Genomic DNA, 26,059 nt, shown 5'->3' on the forward strand with positions numbered 1-26,059 from the left:
TCCTTGTTCGGTGCTTTGGGGTCAGCTCGCGGCTTCGGCCCGGTGGCGTGCCTGCATGTATTCGCGGTGGTTGAGATGGAGCAGGTCCGCCATTCTGCGAATCAGGTGTTCTTCGTACTTGTCGATGCGGCCATCGGCAAACGCCACCCGCCAGATGTTCTCCAGCAACGACTGCTTGGCCGCCTGATCCAGGTGTTCGTTGATCTGCCCGGTGAACTCATAGAGCGACGTGGCGTCATCCGCGTGGCTTAATGCGTTCTGCAGGATGTCTTCCGCTTCTTCCCGGGTCACTTGGTGCACGTTCACCGCCAGATCGAGAATGGCTTGCAGTTCCCGGTCGTCTTCGTTGTTGTCCACACGGGAAAGTTGCACCATCAGGGCGTTGGCGGCGACGGCCAGTTGATGCGGGTCCGGCGCTTCGCGGGCATCACCCTCGTTGGGGGCAAACAACTGCTTCAGGCGTTCGATCATGGTGGGGCGGATCCTCCGGTGTTTGCGAATAGGGTTACGCGGCGCTCGCCCGCTTGCGCACCCGGCTCTCCAGCTCAATCTGGTCCGCGGCGAAGCGGCGGATGCCGTCGGCCAGCTTCTCGGTGGCCATGGCGTCCTCATTGGATTCCCAGCGGAACAGGCGCTCATCCAGTGTGCCGGGCTTGTCCTGGCTACTGGCTGTGGCAGGAGAGAGCTGGCGCTCAAGCGTGCCGGCGTCGTCCTTCAGTTCCTGCAACAGGGCAGGGCTGATGGTGAGGCGGTCACAACCTGCCAGCATCTCGATCTCACCGATGTTGCGGAAGCTCGCGCCCATGACCACGGTTTTGTAATCGTTGGTCTTATAGTAATTGTAGATGCGCGAGACCGACTGCACGCCGGGGTCTTCCGCCGCCGGGTAGCTGTCGCGGCCGCTGTTGGCCAGGTGCCAGTCCAGAATACGGCCCACGAACGGGGAGATCAGGAACGCCCCGGCGTCGGCACAGGCGGCGGCCTGAATGAAGGAGAACAGCAGCGTCAGGTTGCAGTGAACGCCTTCCTTCTCCAACTGCTCCGCAGCGCGAATACCTTCCCAGGTAGAGGCAATCTTGATCAGCACCCGGCTGGTGTCTACGCCTTGCTGGTCATAAAGCTCAATCAGGCGGCGGGCACGGGCCAGGGTGGCGTCGGTGTCAAACGACAGGCGGGCATCCACTTCGGTGGAGACCACACCGGGTATCAGCTCCAGAATCTCGCGGCCGGCCAGCACCGCCAGCGTATCGGTGGCGTACGCCAGTTGCTCGGCATCCGACCCGCCCTGGCGGCTGGCCATGGCTATGGCTTTGTCCAGCATCGGGCGGTAGGCGTCGGACGCCGCCGCTTTCAGCAGCAGGGACGGGTTGGTGGTGGCATCTTCCGGGCGCCATTGAGCAATGGCCTGCAGATCACCGGTATCGGCAACCACCGTGGTCATGGTTTTCAGTTGTTCAAGTTTGCTGGTCATTCGTCGTCCTGTCGTCCCGGTTGATTCGTTATTGGAGCACCCGCTCCCTGGGTGTTGGCGCGCATCTCACGCAGAGTTTGCGGCAATTTCCCTACAATAACGGGCTGGTCTGACAGGAACAAGACAACAAAAGGTATAGATCCGATTAAGCCGGCGCTATCACCGGTTTTTCGGACTCGTGGACCCGCGCCAGGGCGTCTTCGATCACTTCCAGCCCGGCCCCGGTTTTGTGGGCGTTCTCGCTGATGTGGCGGCGGAACTGACGCCCCCCGGGCTGCCCGTGGAACAGCCCCAGCAGGTGACGTGACATGTGTGTAAGAAACACGCCCCGCTCAAGCTCACGCTGAATAAAGGGCAGCGTCGCCCGCAACGCCTCATGGCGGCTCTGTACCGGCGCGGCCTGCCCGAAGAACTCGGGATCGACGCCGGCCAGCAACCAGGGGTTGTGGTACGCCTCCCGGCCCAGCATCACGCCGTCGGTGTGTTGCAGGTGCTGGTGGCATTCCTCAAAGGTCTTGATGCCGCCGTTGATGATGATCTCCAGCTCCGGGTATTTCGCCTTCAGACGATACACCCAGTCGTACTTCAGCGGCGGAATGTCGCGGTTTTCCTTGGGGCTCAGGCCCTCAAGGATGGCAATGCGGGCGTGAACAATAAACGTACGGCAACCGGCGGCGGCAACCTTTTCCACAAACTCGCACAGATCGTCCCAGGACTCCCGGCCGTCAATCCCGATCCGGTGCTTGACCGTGACCGGCAGGCCGGTGGCGTCAATCATTGCCCGTACCCCCTCGGCCACCTTGTCCGGATGCCCCATCAGGCAGGCACCGATCATGTTGTTCTGCACCCGATCGCTGGGGCAGCCCACATTCAGGTTCACCTCATCAAACCCATACTGCTCCGCCAACGTCGCGCAATGCGCCAGCTCACCGGCATCACTGCCGCCCAGCTGCAACGCCAGCGGATACTCCGCCTCGTCATGGCGCAGAAAACGGGCGGTATCGCCATGAATCAGCGCACCGGTGGTCACCATTTCCGTGTACAGCAGCGTATTGCGGCTGAGCTGGCGCGCCAGATAACGGTAGTGGGTAGTGGTCCAGTCCATCATGGGGGCCACGCAGAATTTCCGAGAAAGTTCCGTCACGGAATGACTGGCGTCTTTAACCGAATCTGCACGATGTTCGGCTTTACTCTCTGAAATCATTGGGTGTCCACTTCGGAAAACATTTACGTGGAGGGTATTCTATCAGGAATATAGGGGGTGATTCCGCAGGGTTTCGGCGAATAACTAGACAGATTGGAGGCGGGAAACTCTTTGAGGATACACCAGTACTCAGCTCAGCGGAGTTTACAGACAAAGCTGACAGGGTCCATGAAACAGTGATTGCCGATAGCTCCCGGCAATGAAAACAGCTTTGGCGATTTCCGAAACTCAAAAAGACGGTAAAGATGAAACTGCTCTTGGAATTCTTCTGAAAACAAAACTTCGTTTCTGGAGGCGTAAAACGGTGTTTCTTTCGCGAAAGCGGTGGTTTTTACCTCCAGAAAACGTTCTTTCCCCGAGATTTCATAAGACAGGATGTCATAACCCAGGCCATCCCCCTGTGATTGCGAAACGTGCTCGATGCGATCCGCGAGAGCTTTCTTGCCTGCGGATCTGAGCCTGAATTCCTCGTACTCCATCACCAAGAACTCACCAGCGGAACCAAGAGCAGAGTTGCGGGCCTCTTGGGCAACGTAGTCGCGCTTTGAGGGCGACCTCTTTACGGCGTAAGCCGGGTGATTTTCTTTTACTTCGTTCGAGGGCGTTGGTGCATCGACCAAAAGTTTAGAAAGCTCGATGCCGCTGGGCATAAAGGCGGGCTGCTCCACTGCAAACTGTGAAGCGCGATCGAACTCCGGGTGAGTATTGATCCATGCTTCGAGGTAACGTGCCAAGGCCTCTTGATAATTAGCCCTCGGCTTGTAGCCGGGAATCCAGAAACAGTTCAAATCGCGGAGAACGGCACTTATATTCTGGTGCTTGAGCTCAACCGCGCCATTGCTGCGACCGTCCAACTGCTCTAGGAGAGCCCTCCGATGCGTAGTTTTGTTATAGCTCTGTCCAGCTAGCTCCAGCGTTAGCATTTTCATGTAATCAGCGACCGTTAAGGCAATTTCTCGGTCGGTCCAATGCTGTCCAGTGGCCATGGGAGCTGATCTCTCATTCGTCTGAAATTTGGGGCTGCAGGCATAGTGCCCCAGTATCCAATGCGTGGCAATTGTTCACTTTTCTGAACAATAGCGAGACTGTTGACGGGAAGTACCGATATGATTCGGCTATGTTCAAATACAGCAAAACGCTATCCCAAAGCAGTTCAGTGAAGGGAACAAAACGGGAATGCCATTGAATCCCTATAACCTCCGGGCCGAAGACTTCTTTGCTCAGTATCAGTCGCTGTCCTTCGAACAGGTCCACAACGACTGGATTCCCCAACTGGACGACAAAACCGGACTGGCCCTCGATGTCGGTGCCGGCAGTGGGCGGGACGCATTGGCTCTGGCTGAGCGGGGTTGGGATGTCGTTGCGGTTGAACCAGCGGCCGAGCTTCGGAGGTTGGGTGAGTCGGCTACTGCTCACCGGAGTATCCAGTGGGTCGACGACTCGATGCCCGACCTTACTCAGATTCGCAAGCTGAGTTACCGGTTCGATCTGATTCTGGTGTCCGCAGTCTGGATGCACTTGCCGCCGACCGCACGGGAAAGGGCGTTCCGAATACTGACGGAATTGCTGGGGCCTTCCGGGTTGCTGGTCATAACTCTGCGGCACGGGCCGGGGGATGGTGAGCGGGAGTTTTATGCGGTTTCAAGAGTCGAGCTAGACAGGCTTGCTCGTCAGTGTGCGGTAATGCCGGTTCCTTTATCAAAGATGCCGCGCACCGATCAGCTCAATCGCCCGGATGTGTGGTGGGAAACGGCAGTCTATCAACGGTCCAACGGAGAAACCCTGCAGGACTGATAGATCCAACCTTCAACTGGCCGAATGGCTTGGCATCTAATCATTATCCCGCCGCCAAACCCGCGGCGCCTTCCCGGTCCAACTCTTGAACGCCCGTGTGAAATTCGCCGGGTCCGCATAGCCCAGCAGTTCGCTGATGCTCTGGATCTCGAGGTCGGAGGTGGCCAGCAGGTGGCAGCTGTCGCGGCGGCGGACGTCATCCAGAATCTGTTTGTAGCTCAGGCCTTGTTCATGCAGGCGCCGGCGCAGGGTTCTGGGTGTCAGGCACAGCTTGTTGGCAAGTTGCTCGGGGGTGGGGTAGCCGTTCTGTTCCAGCACCAGGTGCGCGCGGATCTGGCGGGCGATGTCGTTGTCGGTTTCGGTCAGTGCGCTTTCCCGCTCACACTGGGCCAGCGCCTGGGCCAGGCCTTCGGGGTTGGCGGTGGGCAGGGGCTCGTCCAGCCACGCGGCATCGCCGCCCAGGAGCACACCGGCGCTGGGCATGTTGAACCTGACCCCCGGCACCTGGTGCTTGCGACGCTGGTATCCCGGGGGTTCGGGCCCCCGCAGCCAGATTTCCCGTTCACTGGGTTGCATCGGCTGCACAAACTCCATGCCACGCACAATACTGGTCAGGATGGAGCTGAACATCATTTCCCGCAGCGGCTCGGGCAGGGGCACTTCCGGTTCGATTTCGAAGAACAGCTGGTTTTCGGTCTGGCGGACGGTCATCAACACACCGCGCCCCCGCAGGTTCCAGAATCGCTCCAGAATCGCGATGGCTTCCCGTGGGGTAGGAGCGCACATCAGGGCGTAGCCCAGGCTGCCGTGCGCGGTCAGGGGCAGGCGCAAGCCGTTGTCGAACCCCAGCGCGGTGTCGCCAATGGCTGCATGTACCGCAGCGAACACGTGGAGGGTCTGCAGGTAGGAGATGCGGCCGGCGGGGTCATCCAGTGCACCGGGGGGCAGGCCGGCCTGCTGCAGTATGTCAGCGGGTTCCGCGCCCAGCTCCCGCGCCACTTCTACAAACATGCGGGGGTAGGTCACGGGCTGGTTCGGCTGCTGGGTCCAGCCCGGGAGGTCAGTCGGAATGCTTGTAGGCTGGGTGTTGCTCAAGGTTGGCCACCAATGACAAGTGCTTTGTCCGCCAAACATCTCACGGAGGCAGGGCCTTGACCAGTACTCTGTAGGCCAGATTACAAGAAATCCCGAATTCAGGAGTCTGCCCATGAGCTCAGCCGTGAATGCCCAAGCCATTCCTTTGTCCGGAGGCAAGCCTGCCAAGTCGCCCTTGAGCGTGATTCCCCAGGTGCGCCGCCCGAACATCGATCTGGCGAACGATACGCCGAAATACTGGTGGGACAACGATCCGGTCAAAACGCTGCTGCTGGCAGCGCTGTCTGCATCGTTCCCACCGGGCGAAACCTTCTTCATTGACACCGTGCGCCACTACCAGGATCGTATTACCGATCCGGAACTGAAGAAAGCGGTGCGTGGGTTTATCGGGCAGGAGGCGCACCACTCGCGGGAACACAAGCTGCTGAATGGCTTCCTGGAGGAGCGGGGCATTGGTCTTGGTCGCCTGGAAACCGAAATTCAGGCGTTCATGGACTGGATGCGCAAGAACTTCAGCCCCGAGCGGCAACTGGCCCACACCGTCGCCGTTGAGCATTTCACGGCCCTGATGGCGGAAGAGTTCCTGCTGAAGTATGACGCGCTGGATGAAATGGACCCCCGCATGGCCAAGATCTGGGCATGGCATGCTATTGAGGAGTCTGAGCATAAGGCGGTGGCGTTTGACGTCTACAAGGCCGTGGGTGGCCGTGAGAGTGTGCGGTTGCAGGAAATGCTGGTGGTGAGTGTGCTTTTTCCCGTATTTACCAGCATTCACCTGGTACAGTTGATGAAAGAAGATGGCCAGCTGGGCAATCTGAAGTCCTGGGCGGGTGCGTTCAAATACATGTGGGGCAAGCCCGGCGTGTTTCGCAAACTTGTGCCATCCTACCTGAAGTTTTACAGCCCGGGGTTTCACCCCTGGAATCACGATGCCCGTTCCCTGGTTGAAAAAGCCAAGGTGAAATGGCTCGGCGAGTAAGATCCCAAAACTCAACAAAAAAGGAAGACTGAATGACCGCTTACACCGCTGTTCTGTTGTACGCCGGATGGATGCTGATCCTGGCGCTGATCTACGCCGTGCCCCGTGTGCCTCAAGCCCTCACTGGCGCCAAACCCATTGATAGCTGGGAGCGCAACAAGCAGCCCATCGATGCGCCGATTCTGCAGCGGGCCAAGGCGGCGCACCTGAACTGCATCGAGAACTTCGCGGTCTTTGCGGCGGTGGTGGTGGTGGCCGGGCTGATGAACCGGCTGGAAGCGATCGGTGGGCTGGCTGCGCTCGTACTGTACGCGCGCATTGCCCAGAGCGTGGTGCACATCAGCGGCACCTCGTTTATCCAGATTCTCCTGCGGGCGACGTTCTTCCTGATCCAGATCGTGCTGGTGCTGGTGATGGTTTACCGCTTGCTGCTCGGCTGACCGAAGCGCTCCGATAACCATTACAGGGATTGTCCATGAAAGACTGCATTTTTATCACCGGCGCGGCCGCGGGTATCGGTCGTGAAACCGCGCTGCTGTTTGCCGCCAAAGGCTGGTTTGTCGGCGCAGCGGATCGGGATGAGGCGGCGCTGGCGGCGTTACGGGAAGAACTGGGTAACGATCGGTGCAGCACTCACGTGATGGACGTGGTGGATGAAGCCTCGGTGAAGCGGGGCCTTGCGGAGTTTGCCGAGCGCACCGGCGGCCAGCTGCGGCTGCTGCACAACAACGCCGGCATTCTGCGGGTGGGGCCGTTCGAGGAGATTGCATTGGCGGACCATCGCGCGGTGGTCGAGATCAACGTGATCGGCCTGATGACGGTGCTGCATGCGGCGTTCCCGTATCTGAAAGCCACGCCGGACGCTCAGGTGGTAAACATGAGCTCGGCCTCTGCCGCCTACGGCATTCCGGATTTTGCGTCCTATTCCGCCAGTAAGCACGCGGTACGGGCCATGACGGAGGCGCTGGATATTGAGTGGGAGCCCCACGGTATCCGCGTGTGCGATCTGATGCCGCCGTTTGTCAGAACCGCCATGGTGCAGCAGAACGAGCACAGTTCCCGGCTGTTCGAGCGCCTGGGGGTGAATCTGACACCGGATCTGGTGGCAGCTCAGGTCTGGGCGCAGGTGGAACAGCCGCGCCTGCATCGGCCTATCTCCCTGCAGTTCCGTGCGTTGTGGCCCGTTGCCAGGTCGGCGCCGGCCTCCGTTACCCGCTCCGTGCTGCGCAAGCTCTGGCGCAAGTAGGATCTGCGGCATCAAGACGCCGGCGGGCTGACTTTGTTATTCTCTCGGGCTCTACAGGCACGGGGCTCGGGGGAATGACGCAATGCCGGTGATGGTTCAGGCGCTGGTGCCTGTTTTCGCGCTGATCGTGATGGGGCATCTGTTCCGACGCTGGAATTTTCCCGGCGACGGCTTCTGGCTGCAGGCCGAGCGCTTTACCTACTACGTGCTGTTTCCCGCCATGCTGGTCTACAAGCTGGGCCAGGCCCGCTTGCCCGCCTCCGCCTACGGCGACATCCTGCTGTTGATTGTGGCCATGTTGCTGGTGATGACGCTGGTACTGGCGCTACTGCAAGCGGTCTGGCGCTGGCCCGGGCCGGTATTCTCTTCCGTGTTTCAGGGCGGTATCCGGTTCAATTCCTACGTGGGCCTGGCGGCGGCCGGCATGCTGCTGGGTGATGAGGGGCTGTCACTGATCGCCATTGCCGTGGCCGTCAAGGTGCCGCTGCTGAATCTGCTCTGCATTCTGATGTTCTCGCTGACGGCGGGGCAGGGGCCACTGCAGTGGCGGCCGGTATTGAAAGCCATCGTGACCAACCCGCTGATCGTGGGTTCGGTGTTCGGTGTGACCTGGAGTTTCTTCCAGATCGGCTTCCATCCTTTGGTGGCCGGTATTCTGGCGCCGTTGAGCGATCTGGCGTTGCCCATGGGGCTGATGACCGTCGGCGCCGGGTTGCAGCTGAAAGCTTTGCGGGGTGCATCCATGCCATTTCTGGTGGCATCGGTGGCCAAGCTGGTGGCGTTCCCGCTGATCACCGCCGGGTTGGCGCTGTTGCTGGGGTTGGAAGGAATGTTAGTGCAGGTGGCTGTGCTGCTGGCGGCGCTGCCCACGGCGACGTCGTCCTACATCCTGGCGCGTCAGCTCGGTGGTGACGCGCCGTTGATGGCCGGCATCATCAGTGGCCAGACATTGCTGGCGATGATGTCGATTCCCCTTGTGCTCGGTGTGCTCTGGTAGGGGTTACCGGGTTTTCTCTGGCAGGCAGCTTAGCGCGTTGTCCGCAATACCCTGCAAGAAGTTCACGTAGCCGTTACGGTCGGATTCAACGTCTGTGGCCAGCGGATCCCAGGTGCTGAAGGTGATGTCCAGGCCGTTAGTGATGGAGCGCCACCACTGGCGGTTGAACTGGGGTTCGGTGAGCAGGCAGGGCTGATTGGCAGCGCGCAGTTTGTCCTGCACCTCGGCAATGTGGCGGGCGCCTGGAGACAGTTCCGGATTCAGCGTGAGCACGCCCTCCAGTTTCAGATCGAAGTGCCCGGCGTAACGGGTAAAGGCATCGTGGTAGGCAAACAGGCTGATATTTGCCAGCGGCTCAAGGCGATGGCGGATGTTGTCTTCGGCTTCGTGCAGTGAGGTTTCGAAGCGGGCGAGATTGGCATCCAGGGCCTCGGTGTCCGCACCCTCAAGCTGTGACAGTGCCCGGTGGATATCCTGTGCCATGTCCAGGGCCAGTGCCGGGTCGAGCCAGATGTGTGGGTCTTCGCCGTCGCCATGACCGTGGCTGTGGGCGTCGTTGTGATCGTCATGATGGTCGTGATGGTGCGCATCAACAGCCTCTGCTGCCGGTACCTCATCCCCGTGCATCAGCGATACCGTTCTCTGGCTGAACTCCTCACCGCCGAGCAGGCGCGACAGGAAGGTCTCCATTTCGGGACCCACCCAGAAGATGACGTCGGCGTTCTCCAGAGCCCGGCGTTGGGAGGGGCGCATGGTGTAGTTATGCGGGCTGGAGCCTGACGGCACCAGGCTGGTGACTTCCACATCTTCTGGTGCAACCGCTTTGACCAGCAGTTCGACCGGTTTGATGGACGTCACTACCTGAGTGGCAGCGAGGGTGGACAGCGGGCTGAGCAGCGCAGCCAGTCCCAGCGCAACGGCGCTGGTTCGAGAAGGATTGGGCATGAGAGATCGGGCTCTGATTCTGAATTGATACGTTATAATATAACAATTGCATTCTCAGCGAAAGGTTGTGTGGCGCTGCCCTCATGCGAAATTGCTCCCGGGCCGTTATAATGCGTGGCTTTCCAGTCGGCCACTTATCTACCAGGATTGTTTCATGACCGTACGTACCCGAATTGCCCCGTCACCCACCGGTGATCCACACGTTGGTACCGCCTTCGTGGCCCTGTTCAACCTGTGCTTCGCCCGTCAGCACGGCGGCCAGTTCATTCTGCGTATCGAAGACACCGACCAGGCCCGCAGCACCGGCGAGTCCGAGCAGGACATTCTGCGCGCCCTGCGCTGGCTCGGTCTGGACTGGGACGAAGGGCCGGACGTGGGCGGCCCGCACGGCCCCTATCGGCAATCCGAGCGCAAGGACTCCTATCGTCAGTACGCCCTGGACCTGGTCACCGCCGGTCACGCCTTCTACTGCTTCCGCACCCCGGAAGAACTGGACGCCATCCGCGAGGAGCGCAAGGCCCAGGGCCTGAACCCGGGCATCAAGGGCGATCTGGAGCTGTCCGAGGAAGAGGTGAAGCGTCGTCTGGACGCCGGTGATCCTTACGTGATCCGTATGAAGGTGCCGGATGAGGGGGTGTGCGAGATTCGCGACATGCTCCGTGGCACCATCGAGATCGACTGGTCCCAGGTGGACTGTCAGATCCTGCTGAAATCCGATGGCATGCCCACCTACCACCTTGCCAACGTGGTGGACGACCACCTGATGGAAATCACCCACGTGCTGCGGGGGGAGGAGTGGATCAACTCCGCGCCCAAGCACAAGTTGCTGTACCAGTACTTCGGCTGGGACATGCCCGAGCTGTGCCACCTGCCGTTGCTGCGCAATCCGGACAAGAGCAAGTTGTCCAAGCGCAAGAACCCCACCAGCATCAATTTCTACGAGCGCATGGGCTTCCTGCCGGAGGCGGTGACCAACTACCTCGGCCGTATGGGCTGGTCTATGCCCGACGAGCGGGAAAAGTTCACCCTCAACGAGATGATCGAGAACTTCGACATTCAGCGGGTATCCCTCGGTGGCCCGGTGTTCGATGTGGAAAAACTGCGCTGGCTGAACGGCCTGTGGCTGCGCGAGGATCTGAGCGACGACCAGTTCGTGGAGAAGATGCGCCACTGGTGGTTCAACGAAGACGCCCTGCGTGCGCTGATTCCGCACATCAAGGGCAGGGCGGAAGTGTTTTCCGATGTGGCGCCCATGGCGGCGTTCATGTTCGCCGGCATGCTCAACCTCAAGCCGGAAGACTTTGCCCACAACAAGCTTGAGGAAGCTCAGGTCAAGCGGGTGCTGCAGTTCACCCTGTGGAAGCTGGAGGCCCAGCGCCACTGGAGCAAGGACACCATCTTTGCCGACATCAAGACCCTGGCCAAGGCCATGGACCTGAAAATGGGCGACTTCATGTTTTCCATCTTCGTGGCCATCGCCGGCACGCCGAATTCCTGGTCGGTGATGGATTCCATGGCGTTGCTGGGTCCGGATATGACCCGCTCACGGTTACGCCATGCCCTGGACGTGATGGGTGGCTTCTCGAAGAAAGAAACCAAGAAAGTGGAGAAAGAATACGCCGCGTTGCTCGCGGAATAACCGCTTTGGTGAAGAACTAAACGGAATGAACAGGGAAGTTCAGAAAACTGAAAAAAATGGAGATTAAAGGTTGACGCCCATAGGGCGGATCCTTAATATACGCAGCCGTTGAGGGGCCATAGCTCAGCTGGGAGAGCGCAACACTGGCAGTGTTGAGGTCAGCGGTTCGATCCCGCTTGGCTCCACCAATTTCTAGTCCCCTTCGTCTAGTGGCCTAGGACTCCGCCCTTTCACGGCGGCAACAGGGGTTCGAACCCCCTAGGGGACGCCAATACGGCTTGACGGTTTAGTCCACCGGAAAGCCATCAAAAAAACCGCCTTCGGGCGGTTTTTTTGTGTCGGGAAGAAAGTTGATTAACATTCTCTGAAGCTGTTGCGGGCAGGCTCTGATCAGAGAGCCTAGCGAGAGGCGATAGCGCCTTTACCAACGCCTTCGTACGCCTTCACCCGAATGCTATCCTCCGGGAACTCCGCTTTCAGCTCACCCGCCATGTGCGCGGCAATCAGCTCAACCGTGGTGTCGGTGCTCATCATGTACACCCGCTGCTCCGGCAGGGTGAGCGCGAACTCGCCCTGATTGGCCTCGTACTCGAAGGTCACGTAGGCCACGCCGCTCTCGTCCACCCAGCGCCCGCTGACGTCTTCCTCCGAGCCGACATAGATGTCACACCACAAGGTTGCCCAACGCTTCTCAAGGTCGTAGTCCCGGTGGCCATTGCGATCGATGCGGATGGGGGAGCGGTGGCCGTGGGCGATGCGCTGGCAGTTGCCGAGGTGCTTCTTCAGGCCGTGGACATAGTGGTAGTAGCAGCCTTCGATCACTTCCTCGCGCAGGTGTATCTGCACATCGGTCACGTTACCCGGCAGCACCGCCAATAATTCACGCTCCAGCAGCGCCGCCACGGCGGAGGGCACCACGCGCTCGGCAGACAACCAGACAACGGCCTCATCCGGCCCGCGGTGAACAATGCGTGAGCCGTCGGTGAGTGTCCAGGTGAAGGTGTCTGACTCTTCTTCGGTCCAGGCAACGCCCTCGTAGCCCCGGGGCACCACCAGGCGGTGGTCCACCAGCTCGTCGATCACCCGCTTGATGGTGCGTTTCACATTGCTGAAATCGAACACCATGCCCTGCTCGTCCAGTTCGCCGCCCAGGACCACGTCGGCAATCCAGCTCTCACCCACCAGACCCCGGTTCGGATCCAGGTAGGCGAAATCGATAACGGTCAGATTGTCCACAAACAGGTGATTCATCGAGAAGTCCGAACAGGATGAGGTTGATTGATGGGCGGATTCTAGCAAAAATCCGGGTACGCGAGCAGTCTGTCGATGTGTCTGCGTTAATTTGCTGTCCCGTGGGAGGGCCACACCATAGACAAATCACCAAAGGCCAGCCATGAGCAATTCCCCGCATTGGTGCTGGCAGCCGGTGCCTCGCGGCGTATGGGGCGCAGCAAGACCCTGCTGGAGACCGGGCAGGGTACGCTGCTGGATCAGGCGATACGGCAAGCCAGGCTGATGAGTAGCCGGGTGACGGTTGCCACCGGTGCCGGTTATCCGCTGATGCGTTTTCGCGGTCGAGTTCAGCCAGCGTGTTGGTTGCCGGTGGCGGATTGGCGCGAGGGAATGGCAGCCTCATTGCGGGCGGGAATCGCCAGCCTGGGAGCAGACGCCCGGGGGGTGTTTGTGGTGCTGGCGGATCAGCCGTTACTGGAACCGGCCGCACTGATGGCGATGGGGAAGGCCGCGCGTTTCATGCCGGATCAGCCGGTTGCAGCGGATTATGGCGGCTGGCCCGGGGTGCCCGCCTGGCTGCCGCGTTGGTTGTGGCCGGATATTCTGGCCCTTGAGGGGGATCGCGGGGCGGCGTCGGTACTGTTGGCCGCCGGTGCCACCCGCGTGGAGATCCCCGGGGTGGCAGACGACGTTGACACCCCGGTGGACTGGGCGGCGGTCAGGCTGCGGCTCAGCCGAACAGGCCCGACAACCAGGCAATGCCGACGGTAAAGACGCCCAGGCTGACCGCTAACCCCAGGGTGTAAAGCTTCGAGGTCGCGGCGCGCTGCTGCGCCACGAACAGATCGATGGTGCGCTGGGCGATGTCCTCTGCGGTTTCCCGGGAGATCTCGTGGGCTTGCTGGATGGCCTCCGATTGCAGGGTTTGCCAGAACTCGGTGTCGATGGTCTGTACGCTGGTGATGTGGTCCTTCAGCTCTGCCATGTGCTCACCGGTGAAGCCGCTGTTGCGGGCCAGTTCCTTCTTCAGCTCGGCCAGTTCCCGGCCGAGGTTAAGGTTCACTTCGGCGGCGACATCGTCCCTCAGGTTGCGGGTGCGCTCATCCATGAGCTCGGAAACAGCCTTGAATTTTTCCTCAACAGCGGCGTCCTGTTTCTTGCTGGCATCGTCCAGCGCGCGCTTGAGGTGGTCGTACTGTTCATCAAAGAGATCGCTCAGCAGTTCGTGCAGGCGGTTGTTGATGTGGGTTTTGACCGCCGAGCGGGCAATCTGCTCGACCAGGTCGTCTTCGGCCTCGGCTTTTACCTCCGGCTCTTTGGCGACCACAATAGGCTCCCCGGAGATCGCGCCCTGGGTCACATCGCTGTCGAGCTGGTCCAGCACCAGGCTCAGGCCTTCGGTCTGGGGTGGTTTGGTGAGGATGTTGTATACGCCAAAATTGCGGGCTTCCTCCATGAACGACGACGACTTCTTCGAGGTGCACATAATGATGGGGATGCCGGCTGTGGTGGGATTGCCTTTGATGGCCTTGGTGGCTTCTACACCGTTCATGCCGGGCATCAGGTGGTCCATGAAAATCACGTCCGGACGCTGGTTGCTGTTGAGGAAATCCAGAGCTTCTTCCGCAGAACCCGCCATATTGACTTCCATGTCCCGGTTTTCCAGCAGTTTGCTCAGGGCAAATCGCGCTACCTTAGAGTCGTCTACCAGAAGTGCGTTCTTGATCGCCATGTCACAACCTCAACCTGTCAGGGCTTTGCGTTCATTATCGGGCTGATGACTTACCAGCCTTCCAGTTGCGGGCACTGGGTGGCCCGGTAACTCTTGTCCCGATAACACACACCGGGTTCTGTGGTGCGGGCGGTGAAGACTTCACCGGCCGCGGTGGTCAGGCGGACCTGGCCGTAGGGTTCGCCGAGCTTGAAGGTGGCTTCGATGGAGCTGCCGTTGGGATTGCGTAGCAGGCCCTTGCCGTGGAACTTGCCTTCAATGTATTGGCCTTCGTATTTTTTGCCGTCGGCAAATACCTCAGCACCGTTGCCGTGAAAATCACCGTTGGAGAACTCGCCCTCGTAATGCCGTCCATCGGGGTAGGTCAGGCTGCCGCTGCCGTGGAACTCATCATTGCGGAAGCCGCCCACGTAAAGCATGCCGTCAGCGGTGGTCATGGATCCGTGACCGTTCAGCCGGCCCTCTGCCCACTGACCGGTGAGGATGTCGCCGTTCTCCAGGGTGAGGGTGCCCTGGCCGTGAAACTGGTCGGCGAGGAACTGGCCGGTGTAGCGGTTGTTGTCGGCGCTGCGCCACTCGCCTTCACCCTCGCGGCGGCCTTCATTCCAGTCGCCGCTGTAGCGGCTACCGTCGGCGTACCAGGCGGTGCCTTTGCCGTGGAACTGACCATCGACAAAATGCCCTTCATAGCGCAGACCGTTGCTGTCTTTGTAGTTGCCGTCGCCGGTGCGCACGCCGCCAATCCAGGTGCCATCGCGGAAATTGACGGTGGTGTAGGCCTCCAGCTTGCCCATCAGGGTTCTGTTCTGGCCAGCCTCCATGGCGACGGTCTGGCTCCAGGGTTTGAAGCCGTTTTTACTGATGGTGACCTCATAGCGGCCCGGATCCAGTTCCAGGTCGAGGCGGGTGGCGCCGTATTGCCGGCCATTGATGGTGACCTTGTCGCCCACCACATTCGAGCGTAGCACCAGTTTCCCGGTGCTCGGGGGCGGTGCCACGGGTTCCGGGGCGACGTCGGTGCGGGTGTTCATAGCGGAGGGTGGCTCGGCCCGCGCAACCACCGTCGGGTTTTCCGGCATCGGAGAAATCGAGAAGGGCTCGGCAGTGATCGCCTCGCGGGGCGCGTCTACGGTAACCGGAGTGTTCTGTGGCGACTCATACAACTGCTCGGGTTCCGGGGCAGGCCGGGACTGTGTCGGAGCTTCGGCGCTGAACGCGTCAACCAGCGGCTTGTCCTCGCGCACCGAGGCAAACCCTGCCGTGACCAATAGCATGAGGGCCAGTGCGTTGATGAACAGAAGGGGTCTGAAATCGACCATGGGAAACCTCGCATTCCTGCATTCCGGACGCCATCATATTAACCAGTGAATGCAACGTTATGTAACAGAAAGTGTCTGAACTTAACGAGAATGCAGGCCGTATCACACTTTGGCCGGAAGCTGGTCATGATTGAGCTGTTCCCAGGAGCGCATATACACGTCGGCTTCATATTCATAGGGTGAGCGGAACGGGGTCAGCACAAAATCGAACACCAGAAAGAAGAAGCCCACCGAGGCCCAGGCAATGGCCAGGGTGCTCAAGGTGGTTGCCTGAACTTCGGGGTTGGATTCCACGAAGTTCTGCAGCATGGGGATGAGATCCGAGGCCATGACCACCGGATTGAAGCTGGAGAGCACAAAGGGCACCCAGAAGGCGATAAACACCGGGAAAAAGCCGAACGACCAGAGAATTCTCCGCAGCAGGTAAACGGCTGCTTCCCGCCAGTAGCGCTGCCGAACCTCCGGCACCTTGCGGATCTGCTCGATATAGCGGCGGCGCTCGGCCCACCAGGCAGCAACTTCCGGAGCCTGAACGGAACCCTTTTTCGGGGTGGTATGGCTGTCTGCAATGGTCATGGATTCGGGCGCTACCTTCTGGTTACAGGACGGATGCATGATAATCGATAGACCGTGTTACCCTACAACTCTCAATTTGTTAACGACAGGATAGACTGAATGGCCGCTGTGATCGACAACGCAACCCATCCTGCTTTTGAGAAGCTTCGCAGCCACCAGATCGGCACGCTGAATGTCACCGTGGAAGAGTACCGCCACCGCAAAACCGGGGCGCGACACCTGCATCTGGCCGCCGATAATGATGAGAATGTTTTCTTTGTGGCGCTGCGAACCTTCCCGATGGATTCGACCGGCGTGGCCCACATTCTGGAGCACACGGCGCTGTGCGGCAGCGAGCGTTACCCGGTGCGCGATCCGTTTTTCATGATGATCCGCCGTTCACTGAACACTTTCATGAACGCCTTTACCAGCAGCGACTGGACGGCCTATCCGTTCGCCAGCATGAACCGCAAGGATTTTGACAACCTGCTGTCGGTGTATCTGGATTCGGTATTTTTCTCCAAGCTGGATCCGCTGGATTTCGCCCAGGAAGGCCATCGCCTGGAATTCGACAAGCCGGAGGATCCGTCAACGGATCTGGTCTACCGCGGCGTGGTCTATAACGAGATGAAAGGGGCGATGAGTTCCGCCACCTCCCAGTTGTGGCAGAACCTGTCGAGCCACCTGTTTCCGACCACCACCTACCACTACAACAGTGGCGGTGAGCCGGACCACATTGTGGATCTGGAGTACGAGGATCTGGTGAAGTTTTATCGTCACCATTACCACCCCAGTAACGCCATCTTTGCCACCTACGGTGATATTCCCGCCCATGAGCACCACGAACGCTTCGAGGAGTTGGCGCTGAAGCGCTTTGATCGGCTGGACATTGAATTGCCGGTGCGGGACGAGAAACGTCTGTTTGCGCCGGTGAGGGTGGAGCAGGGTTACGCCGTCAACGAGGGCGAACCCACCGACCATAAAACCCACATCGTGATGGGCTGGCTGCTGGGCCACAGCTTTGATCTGCAGGAAAACCTGGAGGGCCAGTTGCTCTCTGCGGTTCTGCTGGAGAACAGTGCGTCGCCGTTGATGCGGGCCCTGGAAACCACTGATATCGGCCATTCGCCATCGCCCATGTGCGGTCTGGAGGACTCCAACCGCGAGATGACGTTTGTGTGCGGTATTGAAGGCAGCGAGCCGGAGCAGCACAAGGAACTCGAAGCGCTGATCGAAGAAACACTACAGAAGGTGGTCGAGGAGGGGGTCAGCGAAGATCGCCTGGAAGCCATTCTGCACCAGCTCGAACTGCACCAGCGGGAAATTGCCGGCGACCAGTTCCCCTATGGCCTGCAACTGATCATGAGCGCCATTTCGCCGATGGTCCACGGCGGAGATCCGGTGGAGCTGCTGGACCTGGAGCCGGTGCTGGCGCACATGCGTGAGAAGATCCGTGATCCCCAGTATGTGCCGGGGCTGATTCGCAGTAAGCTGCTGGAGAATCCCCATCGGGTCACACTGACGTTGCGTCCTGACGAGAAGCTGGAAAGCCACCGTCAGCAGGCCATTCGCGAGGCCCTGGCACGGCGCAAAGCCGCGCTGACCGATGACGAGGTGCGCCAGATCGTCGAGCGGGCGCAGGCGCTGGAAGAACGACAACAGCGCAAGGACGACGATTCCATCCTGCCCAAGGTGGATCTGTCTGATGTGCCTCTGCAGATGCCGGAGCCGGAAAGCCGCTACGACGGCGACATCGCCGCAACGGTGTTTGCCCGTGGCACCAATGGTCTGGTTTACGAGCAGGTGGTATTGCCGGTACCGGCACTGACCGAAGAAGAGCTGTTGCTGCTGCCGTATTACACCACGTTGATTCCAGAGGTGGGCTGCGGCGATCTTGATTACCTCCAGATGCAGGACCGCATTTCCGCCGAATCCGGCGGTATCAGCGCATCCTTTTCCGCCAAGGGGCGGATTGATGACGTCCAGGACCTGACCGGTTACCTGATCTTCAACGGTAAGGCGTTGGCTCGCAATCGCAGTGCGCTGACCAGGCTGCTTAACGACGTTTTCCACGGGGCCCGTTTCGATGAAACCGAGCGGGTGCGTGAGCTGGTGGCGCAGATTCGTGCCCGTCGCGAACAGGCCGTCACCGGCAGTGGTCATGGCCTGGCCATGGGGGCTGCGTCTCAGGGTATGAGCCCGGGCGCCTGGCTTTCCTTCCGCATCGGTGGTCTGGAAGCCATTCGTGGCACCAAAGCCCTCGACAAAGCGTTGAACGATCCGGCGGAGCTGCAGGCGTTCTGTGATCGTCTGGCGGCGCTGCACGAGAAAGTTCGCCAGCAGGCCCGTGAATTCCTGGTGATCGGCGAGCAGGATCAGCTCGACCCGATGCTGGACGATCTCAAATCCTGCTGGGAGCCGGTGGCCGCAACCGCGGGGGAGCCCTGGAAGATGGCACCGGTGAACTACGCCACCCGCGAGGCGTGGGTGACCTCGACCCAGGTGAATTTCTGCGCCAAGGCCTACAACACCGTGGCGGTGGATCATCCCGACGCGGCGGCATTGACGGTATTGGGCGGCTTCCTGCGCAACGGGTACCTGCACCGGGCGATCCGTGAAAAAGGCGGCGCCTACGGTGGTGGCGCCGGACAGGACAGCGTGAACGGCGCGTTCCGGTTCTTCTCGTACCGCGACCCGCGCATGGAGGAAACCCTTGAGGATTTCGACAACGCGCTGCTCTGGTTGCAGGAAGCCGAACACGATCCGCAGGAGCTGGAGGAGTCTATTCTCGGTGTGGTGGGGCAGCTGGACCGGCCGCGTTCACCGGCCGGTGCTGCGCGCCATGCCTTCCACAACAAGCTGTTTGGTCGCACACCAGAGCAGCGGGCCACGTTCCGTGAGCGGGTGTTGGCGGTGACAATGGAGGACCTGAAACGGGTGGCGAGCCAGTGGCTGGTGCCGGAGAAGGCCAGTGTTGCGGTGGTAACCAGCCCGGAAAACCGGGCCAGGGCGGAGGCGCTGGGGCTGGCCATCCAGGAGCTGTGATCCGCCCCTGAACCGCCGGCCCAACGAGTCAGCGGTTACGTTTCAACCCGGTGGCGACCATGATCCGGGTTGAAATCTCTTCCACGGAATAGGCCGTGGTGTTGAGGAAGGGAATCCGCTCACGGCGATACATCAGCTCAATCTCCTCGATCTCGTGCATGCACTGCTTCATGGAGGAATAGCGTGAGTTCGGCTTCCGTTCATTCCGGATGGTGGCCAGGCGCTCCGGCTCAATGGTCAGCCCGAAGATTTTCTCCTTGTGGGGTTTCAGGGCCCCGGGCATCTGCTGGTCTTCCAGGTCTTCCTCGGTAATCGGGTAGTTCGCGGCTTTCACCCCATATTGCAGCGCCAGGTAAAGGCACGTGGGGGTTTTCCCGCTGCGCGAGGCGCCCACCAGAATCAGATCTGCCTCGTCGTAGTGGCGAGTGCGCGCGCCGTCATCGTTGTCCAGGGCGAAGTTAACCGCCTTGATGCGGCGCTCGTAACTGCCTTCGTTGCTGATGGCGTGGGATTTACCCACCGAGTAGGACGACGATGACTGCAGTTCCTGCTCTAGCGGATTCAGGAAGGTGCCGAAAATGTCCACCATGAATCCGTCAGCGGTGGAGATAATGTCACGGATGTCGCCGTTCACGATGGTGTCGAAAACCAGTGGGCGACTCTGGTCGGTTTCCGATGCCTTGTTGATGCGCTTGACCATGTCACGCGCCTTGCCCTGATCGTCGATGTAGGGCACGGTCACGCGCTCAAAATCGATTTTTTCAAACTGGGCCAGCAGGCTGTTGCCGAGGGCTTCGGCGGTCAGGCCGGTGCCGTCAGAGATAAAGAATGCAGTTCGTTTCATGGTAGTTCGTCCGGCTCCGGATTCGACGGGTACCCTAGGTAATTGCCACAGGTTACAGTATCATACACGCCAAGTTCGAGACTGCGCAGCGCAGTTTGCTCTAATGAATCAAGGGAGACGTGCTTTGGAAGATTACATTATCTGGTTTGACCACCTGGGAATGTCCGATGTTGACCGGGTTGGCGGTAAGAACGCCTCCCTCGGTGAAATGATCAGTAATCTTGCCAATGCGGGTGTTACCGTTCCCGGTGGTTTTGCCACCACGGCCCATGCCTACCGTGAATTCCTCGCTACTGACGGTCTGAAAGACAAAATCGACCAGGCGCTGGACGCCCTGGACGTGAACGACGTCAATGAGCTGGCGAAAGTGGGCGCGCGGATCCGTCAGTGGGTGATCGACACCCCGTTCCCGGATGCTCTGGATAAAGCGCTGGCAGACAATTACGCCAAACTGCGCGATGGCAACGACCACATGGCAGTGGCCGTGCGGTCGTCCGCCACCGCGGAAGATCTGCCCGATGCCTCGTTTGCCGGCCAGCAGGAAACCTTCCTGAACGTGGTGGGTCTGGAGCAGGTGCGCACATCGGTGAAAGAAGTGTTTGCATCGCTGTTTAACGACCGCGCGATTTCCTACCGGGTGCACCACGGCTTTGATCACAAGCTGGTGGCGCTGTCTGCGGGCATTCAGAAGATGGTGCGCAGTGAAACAGCGGCCAGCGGTGTGATGTTTACCCTGGATACCGAATCCGGCTTCCGCGATGTGGTGTTCGTAACCGGTTCCTACGGCCTCGGCGAAACCGTGGTGCAGGGTGCGGTAAACCCGGATGAGTTCTACGTCCACAAGCCGACACTTGCAGCTGGTCGCCCTGCGGTTCTGCGCCGTAACCTGGGTAGCAAGGCCATCAAGATGATCTACCACACCAGCCCGGGTGAGGGTCAGTTTGTGGAAACCGTGAAGGTGGAGCAGGAAGACCGTAACCGTTTCTGCATCACCGATGCCGAAGTGGAAGAGCTGGCCAAACAGGCCATGATCATCGAAAAGCATTACCAGCGCCCGATGGACATCGAGTGGGCGAAAGACGGCGACGACGGCCGCATCTACATCGTTCAGGCGCGCCCGGAAACTGTCAAGAGCCGCGCCTCTGCCAACGTGATGGAACGTTACCTGTTGAACGAAACCGGCAAGGTGCTGGTGGAGGGGCGCAGTATCGGCCACAAGATCGGCAGCGGTCCGGTCAAGATTGTGAACAGCATCAATGAGATGGACCGGGTCCAGCCAGGCGATGTACTGGTCACCGACATGACCGATCCGGACTGGGAGCCGGTCATGAAGCGGGCCTCCGCCATTGTGACGGATCGCGGCGGGCGCACCTGCCACGCCGCCATCATCGCCCGCGAACTGGGTATTCCGGCGGTGGTGGGTTGTGGTGACGCCACCGAAGTGCTGAAAGACGGCCAGGCCGTGACGGTTTCCTGCGCGGAAGGCGACACCGGCATGATCTACGAGGGCGCGCTGGACTTCGAATTGCGGGAAAACACCGTGGACTCCATGCCGGCTATTCCGTTCAAAATCATGATGAACGTCGGCAACCCGGACCGGGCGTTTGATTTCCAGGCACTGCCCAACGAAGGGGTGGGGCTGGCCCGTCTGGAGTTCATCATCAACCGCATGATCGGTGTGCACCCGAAGGCATTGCTGAACTTCGAAGGCCTGCCGCGTGACATCAAGCAAACCGTTGAGAAGCGCATTTCAGGCTACGATTCCCCGGTGGATTTCTACGTGGACAAGCTGGTGGAGGGCATTTCCACCCTGGCGGCTGCATTTGCGCCGAAGAAGGTGATTGTTCGGCTGTCGGACTTCAAGTCCAACGAATACGCCAACCTGATCGGCGGCACGCTGTACGAGCCGGATGAAGAAAACCCGATGCTGGGCTTCCGTGGCGCCTCCCGCTACATTTCCGAAACCTTCCGTGACTGCTTCGAGCTCGAGTGCCGTGCCCTGAAAAAGGTGCGCAACGAGATGGGCCTGACCAACGTGGAAGTGATGGTGCCGTTTGTGCGCACCGTTGGTGAAGCGGAACAGGTGGTCAGCCTGCTGGCGGAAAATGGTCTCAAGCGTGGCGACAACGGACTGCGCGTGATCATGATGTGCGAGCTGCCGGCCAACGCCATTCTGGCGGATCAGTTCCTGGAGCATTTTGATGGCTTCTCCATCGGCTCCAACGATCTGACCCAGCTTACCCTCGGTCTGGACCGAGATTCCGGCATCATCGCGCACCTGTTTGATGAACGGAACGATGCAGTCAAGGCCCTGTTGTCTAACGCCATCCAGGCCTGCAAGAAAGCCAACAAGTACATCGGCATTTGCGGGCAGGGACCGTCGGACCACCCGGATCTCGCCAAGTGGCTGATGGATCAGGGGATCGATACGGTGTCACTGAACCCGGATTCGGTACTGGATACCTGGTTCTTCCTGGCCGACGAAAAGATCGACTGAATTCATTTCCCGGAGAAGGAGAGTAACAACGTGACGGATATCATAACCCCGGACCTGTGTGACGAATTTCCGGAAGTGCTGGTCGCCGAGCCCGGCTTCAACAACTACGGCGGTATCAAGGCCTTTGGCGGTGAAATCGTGACCGTAAAATGCTTTGAAGACAACTCCGTGGTAAAGGAGCAGGTGGGTCTACCGGGCAACGGCCGGGTCATGGTGGTGGACGGTGGTGCGTCGAAGCGCCACGCACTGCTGGGCGATATGCTGGCAGAAAAGGCCGCGAGCAACGGCTGGGCCGGCCTGATCATTTATGGCTGCGTGCGCGATGTGGATGAAATCGGCAACACTGCACTGGGCGTGCAGGCGCTGGGAACCTTTCCGCGCAAGAGCGAAAAACGTGGCCTGGGGGATCTGAACGTGCCGGTGACCTTCCACGGTGTGACCTTTCAGCCCGGTCACTACGTGTATGCCGACAACAATGGCATTATCGTGTCCGAAAAGCCGCTGGTCTGATGCGTGTCAGAGAGCGGTAATACCAACAAAAACGGCGGCCACTGGCCGCCGTTTTTGTGTCAGCGGGTAACTTCGCTGATGTTGGCTCCGAGCAGAAAGCCCTCGCCCTCAGGTTCGCAGCGAACCACCTCGCAGACCGTTTCCAGTGGTGGAAACTGATCGCTGGTGGGGCGGAGCACCGTTTTCAGCTCTTCGCCGACCACCACCGGGCGGTCAACGTACAACTGCATGCCGGCGGCGCTCAGGTCGCGGCAGGTGCCGATAAACGTTTCACCTTTGCTGTTGGTGATTTCGATCTCGGAGTTCACCTGCATGCGATGGAAATCGCGCTTTTCCGAATAATCTTTCATAGAGTTACGCCCAGTTATCGGTTTTTCTTGTTGGTTTGAGCATTGGAATAATCAGGGCAAGCAGAACCCCGCCCAGCACCAGTGCAGCGCCCAGCAGCATGAAATCGGATTCCTTGCTGGCTTCAAGACGCTCGTTCTCGGCGGTGAGTACTTCCAGATCGTTCCGCAGTTTCTGGTTCTCTTCACGCAGTTCGCCATTTCGTTGCTGAAGATTCAGGGAATCAGCAGCCACTTCCTTGATGCGGCTCAGCTCCTGCTGCAATTGTTCCGTGCGGCCTGACAGTGACGTCTCGGAGTTGCGCAGTTCGTCCCGCTCTGCGGTGACTTCTTTCAGCTGCTCCCGGGTCTGGTTGAGCTCACTGCGTGCGCTCTCCAGGTTGCGGGTGGCACGCTGAAGAAGGTCTCGTGCAATGGGGGTATCGCTGAGGTATTGCGTCGACACCCAGCCATCGTTGCCTTTGGGGGTGCGCACCCGGGTGTAATTTTCGTTCTCACCTTCAAGAACTTGCAGCGCGGTGCCGCTGGGTACCGCATTTTCAATGATTCGGTATTGGGAGCCCGGGCCTGACCGGACCGGCAGGTAGAGCTGGTCATCGACGTACACGGTTCTCGCCTGGGCAACCGCTACGGAGGAGACGACAACGAGAACACTGAGAATGAGGCGAATGAGCGTCACGGGCTTTTTTCCTGAGTTTGGCGAGTGTCGGGCATAAGATTATAAGTGCGCAATTTTGTCACAGCTTTCCCTGCATTCAAGCGGCGTATTATTACAATACGCTCATGGACGCATTGCCTGGTTCACGGCAGAACGGCCTTGAACGGTTTAACCGTTACCTTCTGGTATACCCCGGCGTCTACGTAGGGGTCCGCGTCTGCCCAGCGCTGTGCGGCGTCCAGGGAATCGAATTCGGCGATGACCAGGCTGCCGGTGAAGCCGGCGTCTCCGGGCTCGGGGGTGTCCAGCGCCGGGTGAGGGCCCGCCACCAACAGCCGGCCCTCTGCTTTCAGCGCCTGCAGCCGCTCGATGTGAGCCGGGCGCGCGGTCTGGCGCAACGGCAGGCTGCTCTCCACATCTTCGCTGATGATGGCGTAGTACATAGGGTTCTCCGGAACGTTGTTTGGTACAGGCAATCCGTTGGCTGGTACACTGCCAGCGTGTTTTGCCCTTTAGCTTCAGGAATGAATGTGACTATACCCCAAGAGTCTGTTTTCTGCATTGATCTGCATTGCCATAGCACCGCGTCAGACGGCGCGCTGCCGCCTGCGGAACTGGTGCGCCGGGCAGCCGGGAAGGGGGTCACTCACCTGGCGCTCACCGATCACGACACCATCGAGGGTTTGCCTGAGGCTCGCGCTGAGGCCGCGGCATCCGGTGTGAAACTGATCAACGGTACGGAACTGTCCTGCCTCTGGAAAACCCAGACCATCCACATCGTGGGCCTCGATTTTGACGGTGACAGCCCTGCTTTCCGGCAGGCGCTGGCGCGGCAGCATGAAAACCGCTGGGCGCGGGCACGGATGATCGTTGATCGACTGCAGAAGATCGGGGTGACGGACCTGCTGGACAAAGCCACGGCGGCGGCCGGCGGTGATGTGCCGGGCCGCCCGCATTTTGCCCGGGTTCTGGTGGATGAGGGAAAGGTGAAAGACAGCGCCCAGGCGTTCAAGCGCTACCTGGGAGCCGGTAAGCCGGGGGATGTCCGGGCGTTCTGGCCGGACCTTACAGAAGTGGTGCAGTGGATTACCGATGCCGGGGGCATTGCGGTTCTGGCCCATCCGCGCAAATACAAGCTCACGGCCACCAAGCTGAGAAACCTCGTTCACGATTTCATCAGGGCAGGTGGGCGATCCATCGAGGTGTCTACCTCGGGGCAGTCCAGTGGTGATCTGGGTTTTCTGGCGGAATTGTGCCTAAGGCAGGAGCTACTGGCGTCCCAGGGCAGTGATTTTCACTTTCCCGGTGCCCCCTGGTGTGAGCTGGGCCATATCATGAAAATGCCAGACGGGCTGGAGCCGGTCTGGCATTATTTCAGAGAACCTGTGGGCTGTTCCGCGCCGGCTTAATCCGGGGCGTGATACAGCAGATACAGGTCGGTCAGTGAGTCGGGAATAGCGTCCGCCATCTGTCGGGACAGCTTCTCGCTGTTACGGACATTCTGGAAGTCCTCATCCTCGAACAGACCCGAGAGGGTCAGCATCGGCACCAGCAGGTCGGCGGTTTCTTCCTCGCCACCCCCCTGCAACCACTCGTCTTCACTTTCCATAAACGTGTCAACGAAACCCGCACACCAGTTTTCAAGCGCGTTCATCGGGTCGCCGTCTTCCGGCTCAGGAAGTTCGAGGGGCTGCCCCATGTCCAGGGCGTGAGCCATGGCACGGGTCAGTTGACTGACGCACTGGCTGAAGATCTCCGGCACCTGACCGTCGGGAAGCTGGTCGCTTCCCGTGGCAAGGCGAAACATGTCTTCAGCGGTCAGCTCCACCGGTCCGACAACACTGGCACACACCACGCCGTGAAGCCCGAAAAAGTCCAGGGCATCATCACCCCAGGGCTCCGCAAACAGAATGTCTTCCAGTGCTTCGATGTCCGAATTGGATAGCATG

General features: G+C 59.8%; 26 protein-coding genes and 2 tRNA genes. 13 read left to right on the plus strand and 15 right to left on the minus strand.

From position 1 onward, the window contains the following. Positions 1 to 21 precede the first annotated feature (21 nt). From R0125_RS05400 to R0125_RS05415, 4 genes are all read right to left on the minus strand, one after another. Positions 22 to 471 carry a TerB family tellurite resistance protein gene (locus tag R0125_RS05400; RefSeq protein ID WP_317237426.1) on the minus strand — a complete coding sequence of 150 codons (450 nt, stop codon included), beginning with the start codon at positions 469 to 471 and terminating at the stop codon, positions 22 to 24. A gap of 34 nt (positions 472 to 505) precedes the next feature. Continuing rightward, positions 506 to 1,471, minus strand: a complete 966-nt coding sequence (tal, locus tag R0125_RS05405) for a transaldolase (protein WP_317237427.1) — start codon at positions 1,469 to 1,471, stop codon at positions 506 to 508. 145 nt (positions 1,472 to 1,616) lie between these two features. Continuing rightward, positions 1,617 to 2,675, minus strand: a complete 1,059-nt coding sequence (dusA, locus tag R0125_RS05410; protein WP_317237428.1) for a tRNA dihydrouridine(20/20a) synthase DusA — start codon at positions 2,673 to 2,675, stop codon at positions 1,617 to 1,619. Positions 2,676 to 2,809: 134 nt separating this feature from the next. Continuing rightward, the gene (locus R0125_RS05415; protein ID WP_317237429.1) at positions 2,810 to 3,661 is read right to left on the minus strand and encodes a DUF3883 domain-containing protein; all 852 of its coding nucleotides are present in this window, start codon (positions 3,659 to 3,661) and stop codon (positions 2,810 to 2,812) included. Positions 3,662 to 3,851: 190 nt separating this feature from the next. On the opposite strand from R0125_RS05415, the gene R0125_RS05420 reads away from it, so the two are divergent. Then, positions 3,852 to 4,469, plus strand: coding sequence for a class I SAM-dependent methyltransferase (locus tag R0125_RS05420; RefSeq protein WP_317237431.1), 618 nt, complete (start codon positions 3,852 to 3,854; stop codon positions 4,467 to 4,469). 36 nt (positions 4,470 to 4,505) lie between these two features. Here the strand turns inward: R0125_RS05420 and R0125_RS05425 are convergent, their stop codons facing one another. Continuing rightward, positions 4,506 to 5,564: an AraC family transcriptional regulator gene (locus tag R0125_RS05425; protein WP_317237432.1), complete on the minus strand. Its 1,059-nt coding sequence runs from the start codon at positions 5,562 to 5,564 to the stop codon at positions 4,506 to 4,508. 112 nt (positions 5,565 to 5,676) lie between these two features. Here R0125_RS05425 and R0125_RS05430 point away from each other — a divergent pair, with 112 nt between their 5' ends. From R0125_RS05430 to R0125_RS05445, 4 genes are all read left to right on the plus strand, one after another. Continuing rightward, a complete protein-coding gene (locus R0125_RS05430) occupies positions 5,677 to 6,543 on the plus strand; it encodes a metal-dependent hydrolase (RefSeq protein WP_317237434.1) in 867 nt (288 codons plus the stop codon). Positions 6,544 to 6,575: 32 nt separating this feature from the next. Beyond that, complete coding sequence (locus R0125_RS05435) at positions 6,576 to 6,983, plus strand: MAPEG family protein (RefSeq protein WP_248185315.1); 408 nt, start codon at positions 6,576 to 6,578, stop codon at positions 6,981 to 6,983. Between the two features lie 35 nt (positions 6,984 to 7,018). Further along, the gene (locus tag R0125_RS05440) at positions 7,019 to 7,789 is read left to right on the plus strand and encodes an SDR family oxidoreductase (protein ID WP_317237436.1); all 771 of its coding nucleotides are present in this window, start codon (positions 7,019 to 7,021) and stop codon (positions 7,787 to 7,789) included. Between the two features lie 82 nt (positions 7,790 to 7,871). Continuing rightward, a complete protein-coding gene (locus tag R0125_RS05445; protein ID WP_248185313.1) occupies positions 7,872 to 8,786 on the plus strand; it encodes an AEC family transporter in 915 nt (304 codons plus the stop codon). Between the two features lie 3 nt (positions 8,787 to 8,789). On the opposite strand, the gene R0125_RS05450 is transcribed toward R0125_RS05445, so the two are convergent. Continuing rightward, positions 8,790 to 9,731, minus strand: a complete 942-nt coding sequence (locus R0125_RS05450; RefSeq protein WP_317237437.1) for a zinc ABC transporter substrate-binding protein — start codon at positions 9,729 to 9,731, stop codon at positions 8,790 to 8,792. A 154-nt stretch (positions 9,732 to 9,885) separates the two neighbouring features. On the opposite strand from R0125_RS05450, the gene gltX reads away from it, so the two are divergent. The 3 genes from gltX (at position 9,886) to R0125_RS05465 (ending at position 11,641) form a co-directional block, all read left to right on the plus strand. Continuing rightward, positions 9,886 to 11,370, plus strand: a complete 1,485-nt coding sequence (gltX, locus tag R0125_RS05455; protein ID WP_317237438.1) for a glutamate--tRNA ligase — start codon at positions 9,886 to 9,888, stop codon at positions 11,368 to 11,370. A gap of 112 nt (positions 11,371 to 11,482) precedes the next feature. Beyond that, positions 11,483 to 11,558, plus strand: a tRNA-Ala gene (locus R0125_RS05460). A gap of 7 nt (positions 11,559 to 11,565) precedes the next feature. Beyond that, a tRNA-Glu gene (locus tag R0125_RS05465) sits at positions 11,566 to 11,641 on the plus strand. A gap of 128 nt (positions 11,642 to 11,769) precedes the next feature. Here the strand turns inward: R0125_RS05465 and R0125_RS05470 are convergent. Beyond that, positions 11,770 to 12,621 carry a 6-pyruvoyl trahydropterin synthase family protein gene (locus tag R0125_RS05470; protein WP_317237439.1) on the minus strand — a complete coding sequence of 284 codons (852 nt, stop codon included), beginning with the start codon at positions 12,619 to 12,621 and terminating at the stop codon, positions 11,770 to 11,772. A gap of 162 nt (positions 12,622 to 12,783) precedes the next feature. Here R0125_RS05470 and R0125_RS05475 point away from each other — a divergent pair, with 162 nt between their 5' ends. Further along, a complete protein-coding gene (locus tag R0125_RS05475) occupies positions 12,784 to 13,374 on the plus strand; it encodes a nucleotidyltransferase family protein (RefSeq protein ID WP_317237964.1) in 591 nt (196 codons plus the stop codon). Here the strand turns inward: R0125_RS05475 and R0125_RS05480 are convergent. The 3 genes from R0125_RS05480 to R0125_RS05490 form a co-directional block, all read right to left on the minus strand. Next, entirely contained in the window at positions 13,334 to 14,335 is a 1,002-nt protein-coding gene (locus R0125_RS05480; protein WP_317237440.1) for a response regulator, read from the minus strand. The genes R0125_RS05475 and R0125_RS05480 overlap by 41 nt on opposite strands. Before the next feature lie 50 nt (positions 14,336 to 14,385). Further along, positions 14,386 to 15,654, minus strand: a complete 1,269-nt coding sequence (locus R0125_RS05485) for an MORN repeat-containing protein (protein ID WP_317237441.1) — start codon at positions 15,652 to 15,654, stop codon at positions 14,386 to 14,388. Between the two features lie 102 nt (positions 15,655 to 15,756). Continuing rightward, complete coding sequence (locus R0125_RS05490) at positions 15,757 to 16,230, minus strand: hypothetical protein (protein ID WP_248185320.1); 474 nt, start codon at positions 16,228 to 16,230, stop codon at positions 15,757 to 15,759. Positions 16,231 to 16,329: 99 nt separating this feature from the next. Between R0125_RS05490 and R0125_RS05495 the strand changes: the two genes are divergently transcribed. After that, the gene (locus R0125_RS05495) at positions 16,330 to 19,254 is read left to right on the plus strand and encodes an insulinase family protein (RefSeq protein WP_317237442.1); all 2,925 of its coding nucleotides are present in this window, start codon (positions 16,330 to 16,332) and stop codon (positions 19,252 to 19,254) included. A gap of 28 nt (positions 19,255 to 19,282) precedes the next feature. On the opposite strand, the gene R0125_RS05500 is transcribed toward R0125_RS05495, so the two are convergent. After that, entirely contained in the window at positions 19,283 to 20,098 is an 816-nt protein-coding gene (locus R0125_RS05500; RefSeq protein ID WP_248185305.1) for a pyruvate, water dikinase regulatory protein, read from the minus strand. Positions 20,099 to 20,201: 103 nt separating this feature from the next. Here R0125_RS05500 and ppsA point away from each other — a divergent pair, with 103 nt between their 5' ends. After that, positions 20,202 to 22,595, plus strand: coding sequence for a phosphoenolpyruvate synthase (gene ppsA / locus R0125_RS05505; RefSeq protein WP_410797557.1), 2,394 nt, complete (start codon positions 20,202 to 20,204; stop codon positions 22,593 to 22,595). Positions 22,596 to 22,625: 30 nt separating this feature from the next. Further along, entirely contained in the window at positions 22,626 to 23,105 is a 480-nt protein-coding gene (gene rraA / locus R0125_RS05510; protein ID WP_317237444.1) for a ribonuclease E activity regulator RraA, read from the plus strand. A gap of 59 nt (positions 23,106 to 23,164) precedes the next feature. On the opposite strand, the gene R0125_RS05515 is transcribed toward rraA, so the two are convergent. The 3 genes from R0125_RS05515 to R0125_RS05525 all read right to left on the minus strand — a co-directional run bounded on the left by R0125_RS05515 (position 23,165) and on the right by R0125_RS05525 (position 24,553). Continuing rightward, positions 23,165 to 23,455 (minus strand): PilZ domain-containing protein, encoded by a 291-nt coding sequence (locus tag R0125_RS05515; RefSeq protein ID WP_317237445.1) that lies wholly within the window; start codon positions 23,453 to 23,455, stop codon positions 23,165 to 23,167. 4 nt (positions 23,456 to 23,459) lie between these two features. Further along, on the minus strand, positions 23,460 to 24,131 hold the full coding sequence (locus R0125_RS05520) for a TIGR04211 family SH3 domain-containing protein (protein WP_248185301.1): 672 nt from the start codon (positions 24,129 to 24,131) through the stop codon (positions 23,460 to 23,462). A gap of 122 nt (positions 24,132 to 24,253) precedes the next feature. After that, a complete protein-coding gene (locus R0125_RS05525; protein WP_248185300.1) occupies positions 24,254 to 24,553 on the minus strand; it encodes a YciI family protein in 300 nt (99 codons plus the stop codon). A gap of 81 nt (positions 24,554 to 24,634) precedes the next feature. On the opposite strand from R0125_RS05525, the gene R0125_RS05530 reads away from it, so the two are divergent. Further along, on the plus strand, positions 24,635 to 25,519 hold the full coding sequence (locus R0125_RS05530) for a PHP domain-containing protein (protein ID WP_317237446.1): 885 nt from the start codon (positions 24,635 to 24,637) through the stop codon (positions 25,517 to 25,519). Here the strand turns inward: R0125_RS05530 and R0125_RS05535 are convergent. Continuing rightward, positions 25,516 to 26,058 (minus strand): YecA family protein, encoded by a 543-nt coding sequence (locus R0125_RS05535; protein ID WP_248185298.1) that lies wholly within the window; start codon positions 26,056 to 26,058, stop codon positions 25,516 to 25,518. The two genes, R0125_RS05530 and R0125_RS05535, sit on opposite strands and share 4 nt — an antisense overlap. Position 26,059: the final 1 nt, after the last annotated feature.

Source organism: Marinobacter sp. M-5 (genome assembly GCF_032911545.1).
GTDB lineage: Bacteria > Pseudomonadota > Gammaproteobacteria > Pseudomonadales > Oleiphilaceae > Marinobacter > Marinobacter goseongensis.

Coding starts and splice junctions, on each gene's coding strand:
- R0125_RS05470 (WP_317237439.1), bottom strand. CDS start 12,621: ATGAATCACCTGTTTGTGGACAATCTGACCGTTATCGATTTCGCCTAC.
- R0125_RS05440 (WP_317237436.1), top strand. CDS start 7,019: ATGAAAGACTGCATTTTTATCACCGGCGCGGCCGCGGGTATCGGTCGT.
- ppsA (WP_410797557.1), top strand. CDS start 20,202: ATGAATCAAGGGAGACGTGCTTTGGAAGATTACATTATCTGGTTTGAC.
- R0125_RS05525 (WP_248185300.1), bottom strand. CDS start 24,553: ATGTACTACGCCATCATCAGCGAAGATGTGGAGAGCAGCCTGCCGTTG.
- R0125_RS05530 (WP_317237446.1), top strand. CDS start 24,635: ATGAATGTGACTATACCCCAAGAGTCTGTTTTCTGCATTGATCTGCAT.
- R0125_RS05450 (WP_317237437.1), bottom strand. CDS start 9,731: ATGCCCAATCCTTCTCGAACCAGCGCCGTTGCGCTGGGACTGGCTGCG.
- R0125_RS05535 (WP_248185298.1), bottom strand. CDS start 26,058: ATGCTATCCAATTCGGACATCGAAGCACTGGAAGACATTCTGTTTGCG.
- R0125_RS05400 (WP_317237426.1), bottom strand. CDS start 471: ATGATCGAACGCCTGAAGCAGTTGTTTGCCCCCAACGAGGGTGATGCC.
- R0125_RS05420 (WP_317237431.1), top strand. CDS start 3,852: ATGCCATTGAATCCCTATAACCTCCGGGCCGAAGACTTCTTTGCTCAG.
- dusA (WP_317237428.1), bottom strand. CDS start 2,675: ATGATTTCAGAGAGTAAAGCCGAACATCGTGCAGATTCGGTTAAAGAC.
- R0125_RS05415 (WP_317237429.1), bottom strand. CDS start 3,661: ATGGCCACTGGACAGCATTGGACCGACCGAGAAATTGCCTTAACGGTC.
- R0125_RS05495 (WP_317237442.1), top strand. CDS start 16,330: ATGGCCGCTGTGATCGACAACGCAACCCATCCTGCTTTTGAGAAGCTT.
- R0125_RS05490 (WP_248185320.1), bottom strand. CDS start 16,230: ATGACCATTGCAGACAGCCATACCACCCCGAAAAAGGGTTCCGTTCAG.
- R0125_RS05435 (WP_248185315.1), top strand. CDS start 6,576: ATGACCGCTTACACCGCTGTTCTGTTGTACGCCGGATGGATGCTGATC.
- R0125_RS05445 (WP_248185313.1), top strand. CDS start 7,872: ATGCCGGTGATGGTTCAGGCGCTGGTGCCTGTTTTCGCGCTGATCGTG.
- tal (WP_317237427.1), bottom strand. CDS start 1,471: ATGACCAGCAAACTTGAACAACTGAAAACCATGACCACGGTGGTTGCC.
- R0125_RS05485 (WP_317237441.1), bottom strand. CDS start 15,654: ATGGTCGATTTCAGACCCCTTCTGTTCATCAACGCACTGGCCCTCATG.
- R0125_RS05480 (WP_317237440.1), bottom strand. CDS start 14,335: ATGGCGATCAAGAACGCACTTCTGGTAGACGACTCTAAGGTAGCGCGA.
- gltX (WP_317237438.1), top strand. CDS start 9,886: ATGACCGTACGTACCCGAATTGCCCCGTCACCCACCGGTGATCCACAC.
- R0125_RS05500 (WP_248185305.1), bottom strand. CDS start 20,098: ATGAAACGAACTGCATTCTTTATCTCTGACGGCACCGGCCTGACCGCC.
- R0125_RS05515 (WP_317237445.1), bottom strand. CDS start 23,455: ATGAAAGATTATTCGGAAAAGCGCGATTTCCATCGCATGCAGGTGAAC.
- R0125_RS05430 (WP_317237434.1), top strand. CDS start 5,677: ATGAGCTCAGCCGTGAATGCCCAAGCCATTCCTTTGTCCGGAGGCAAG.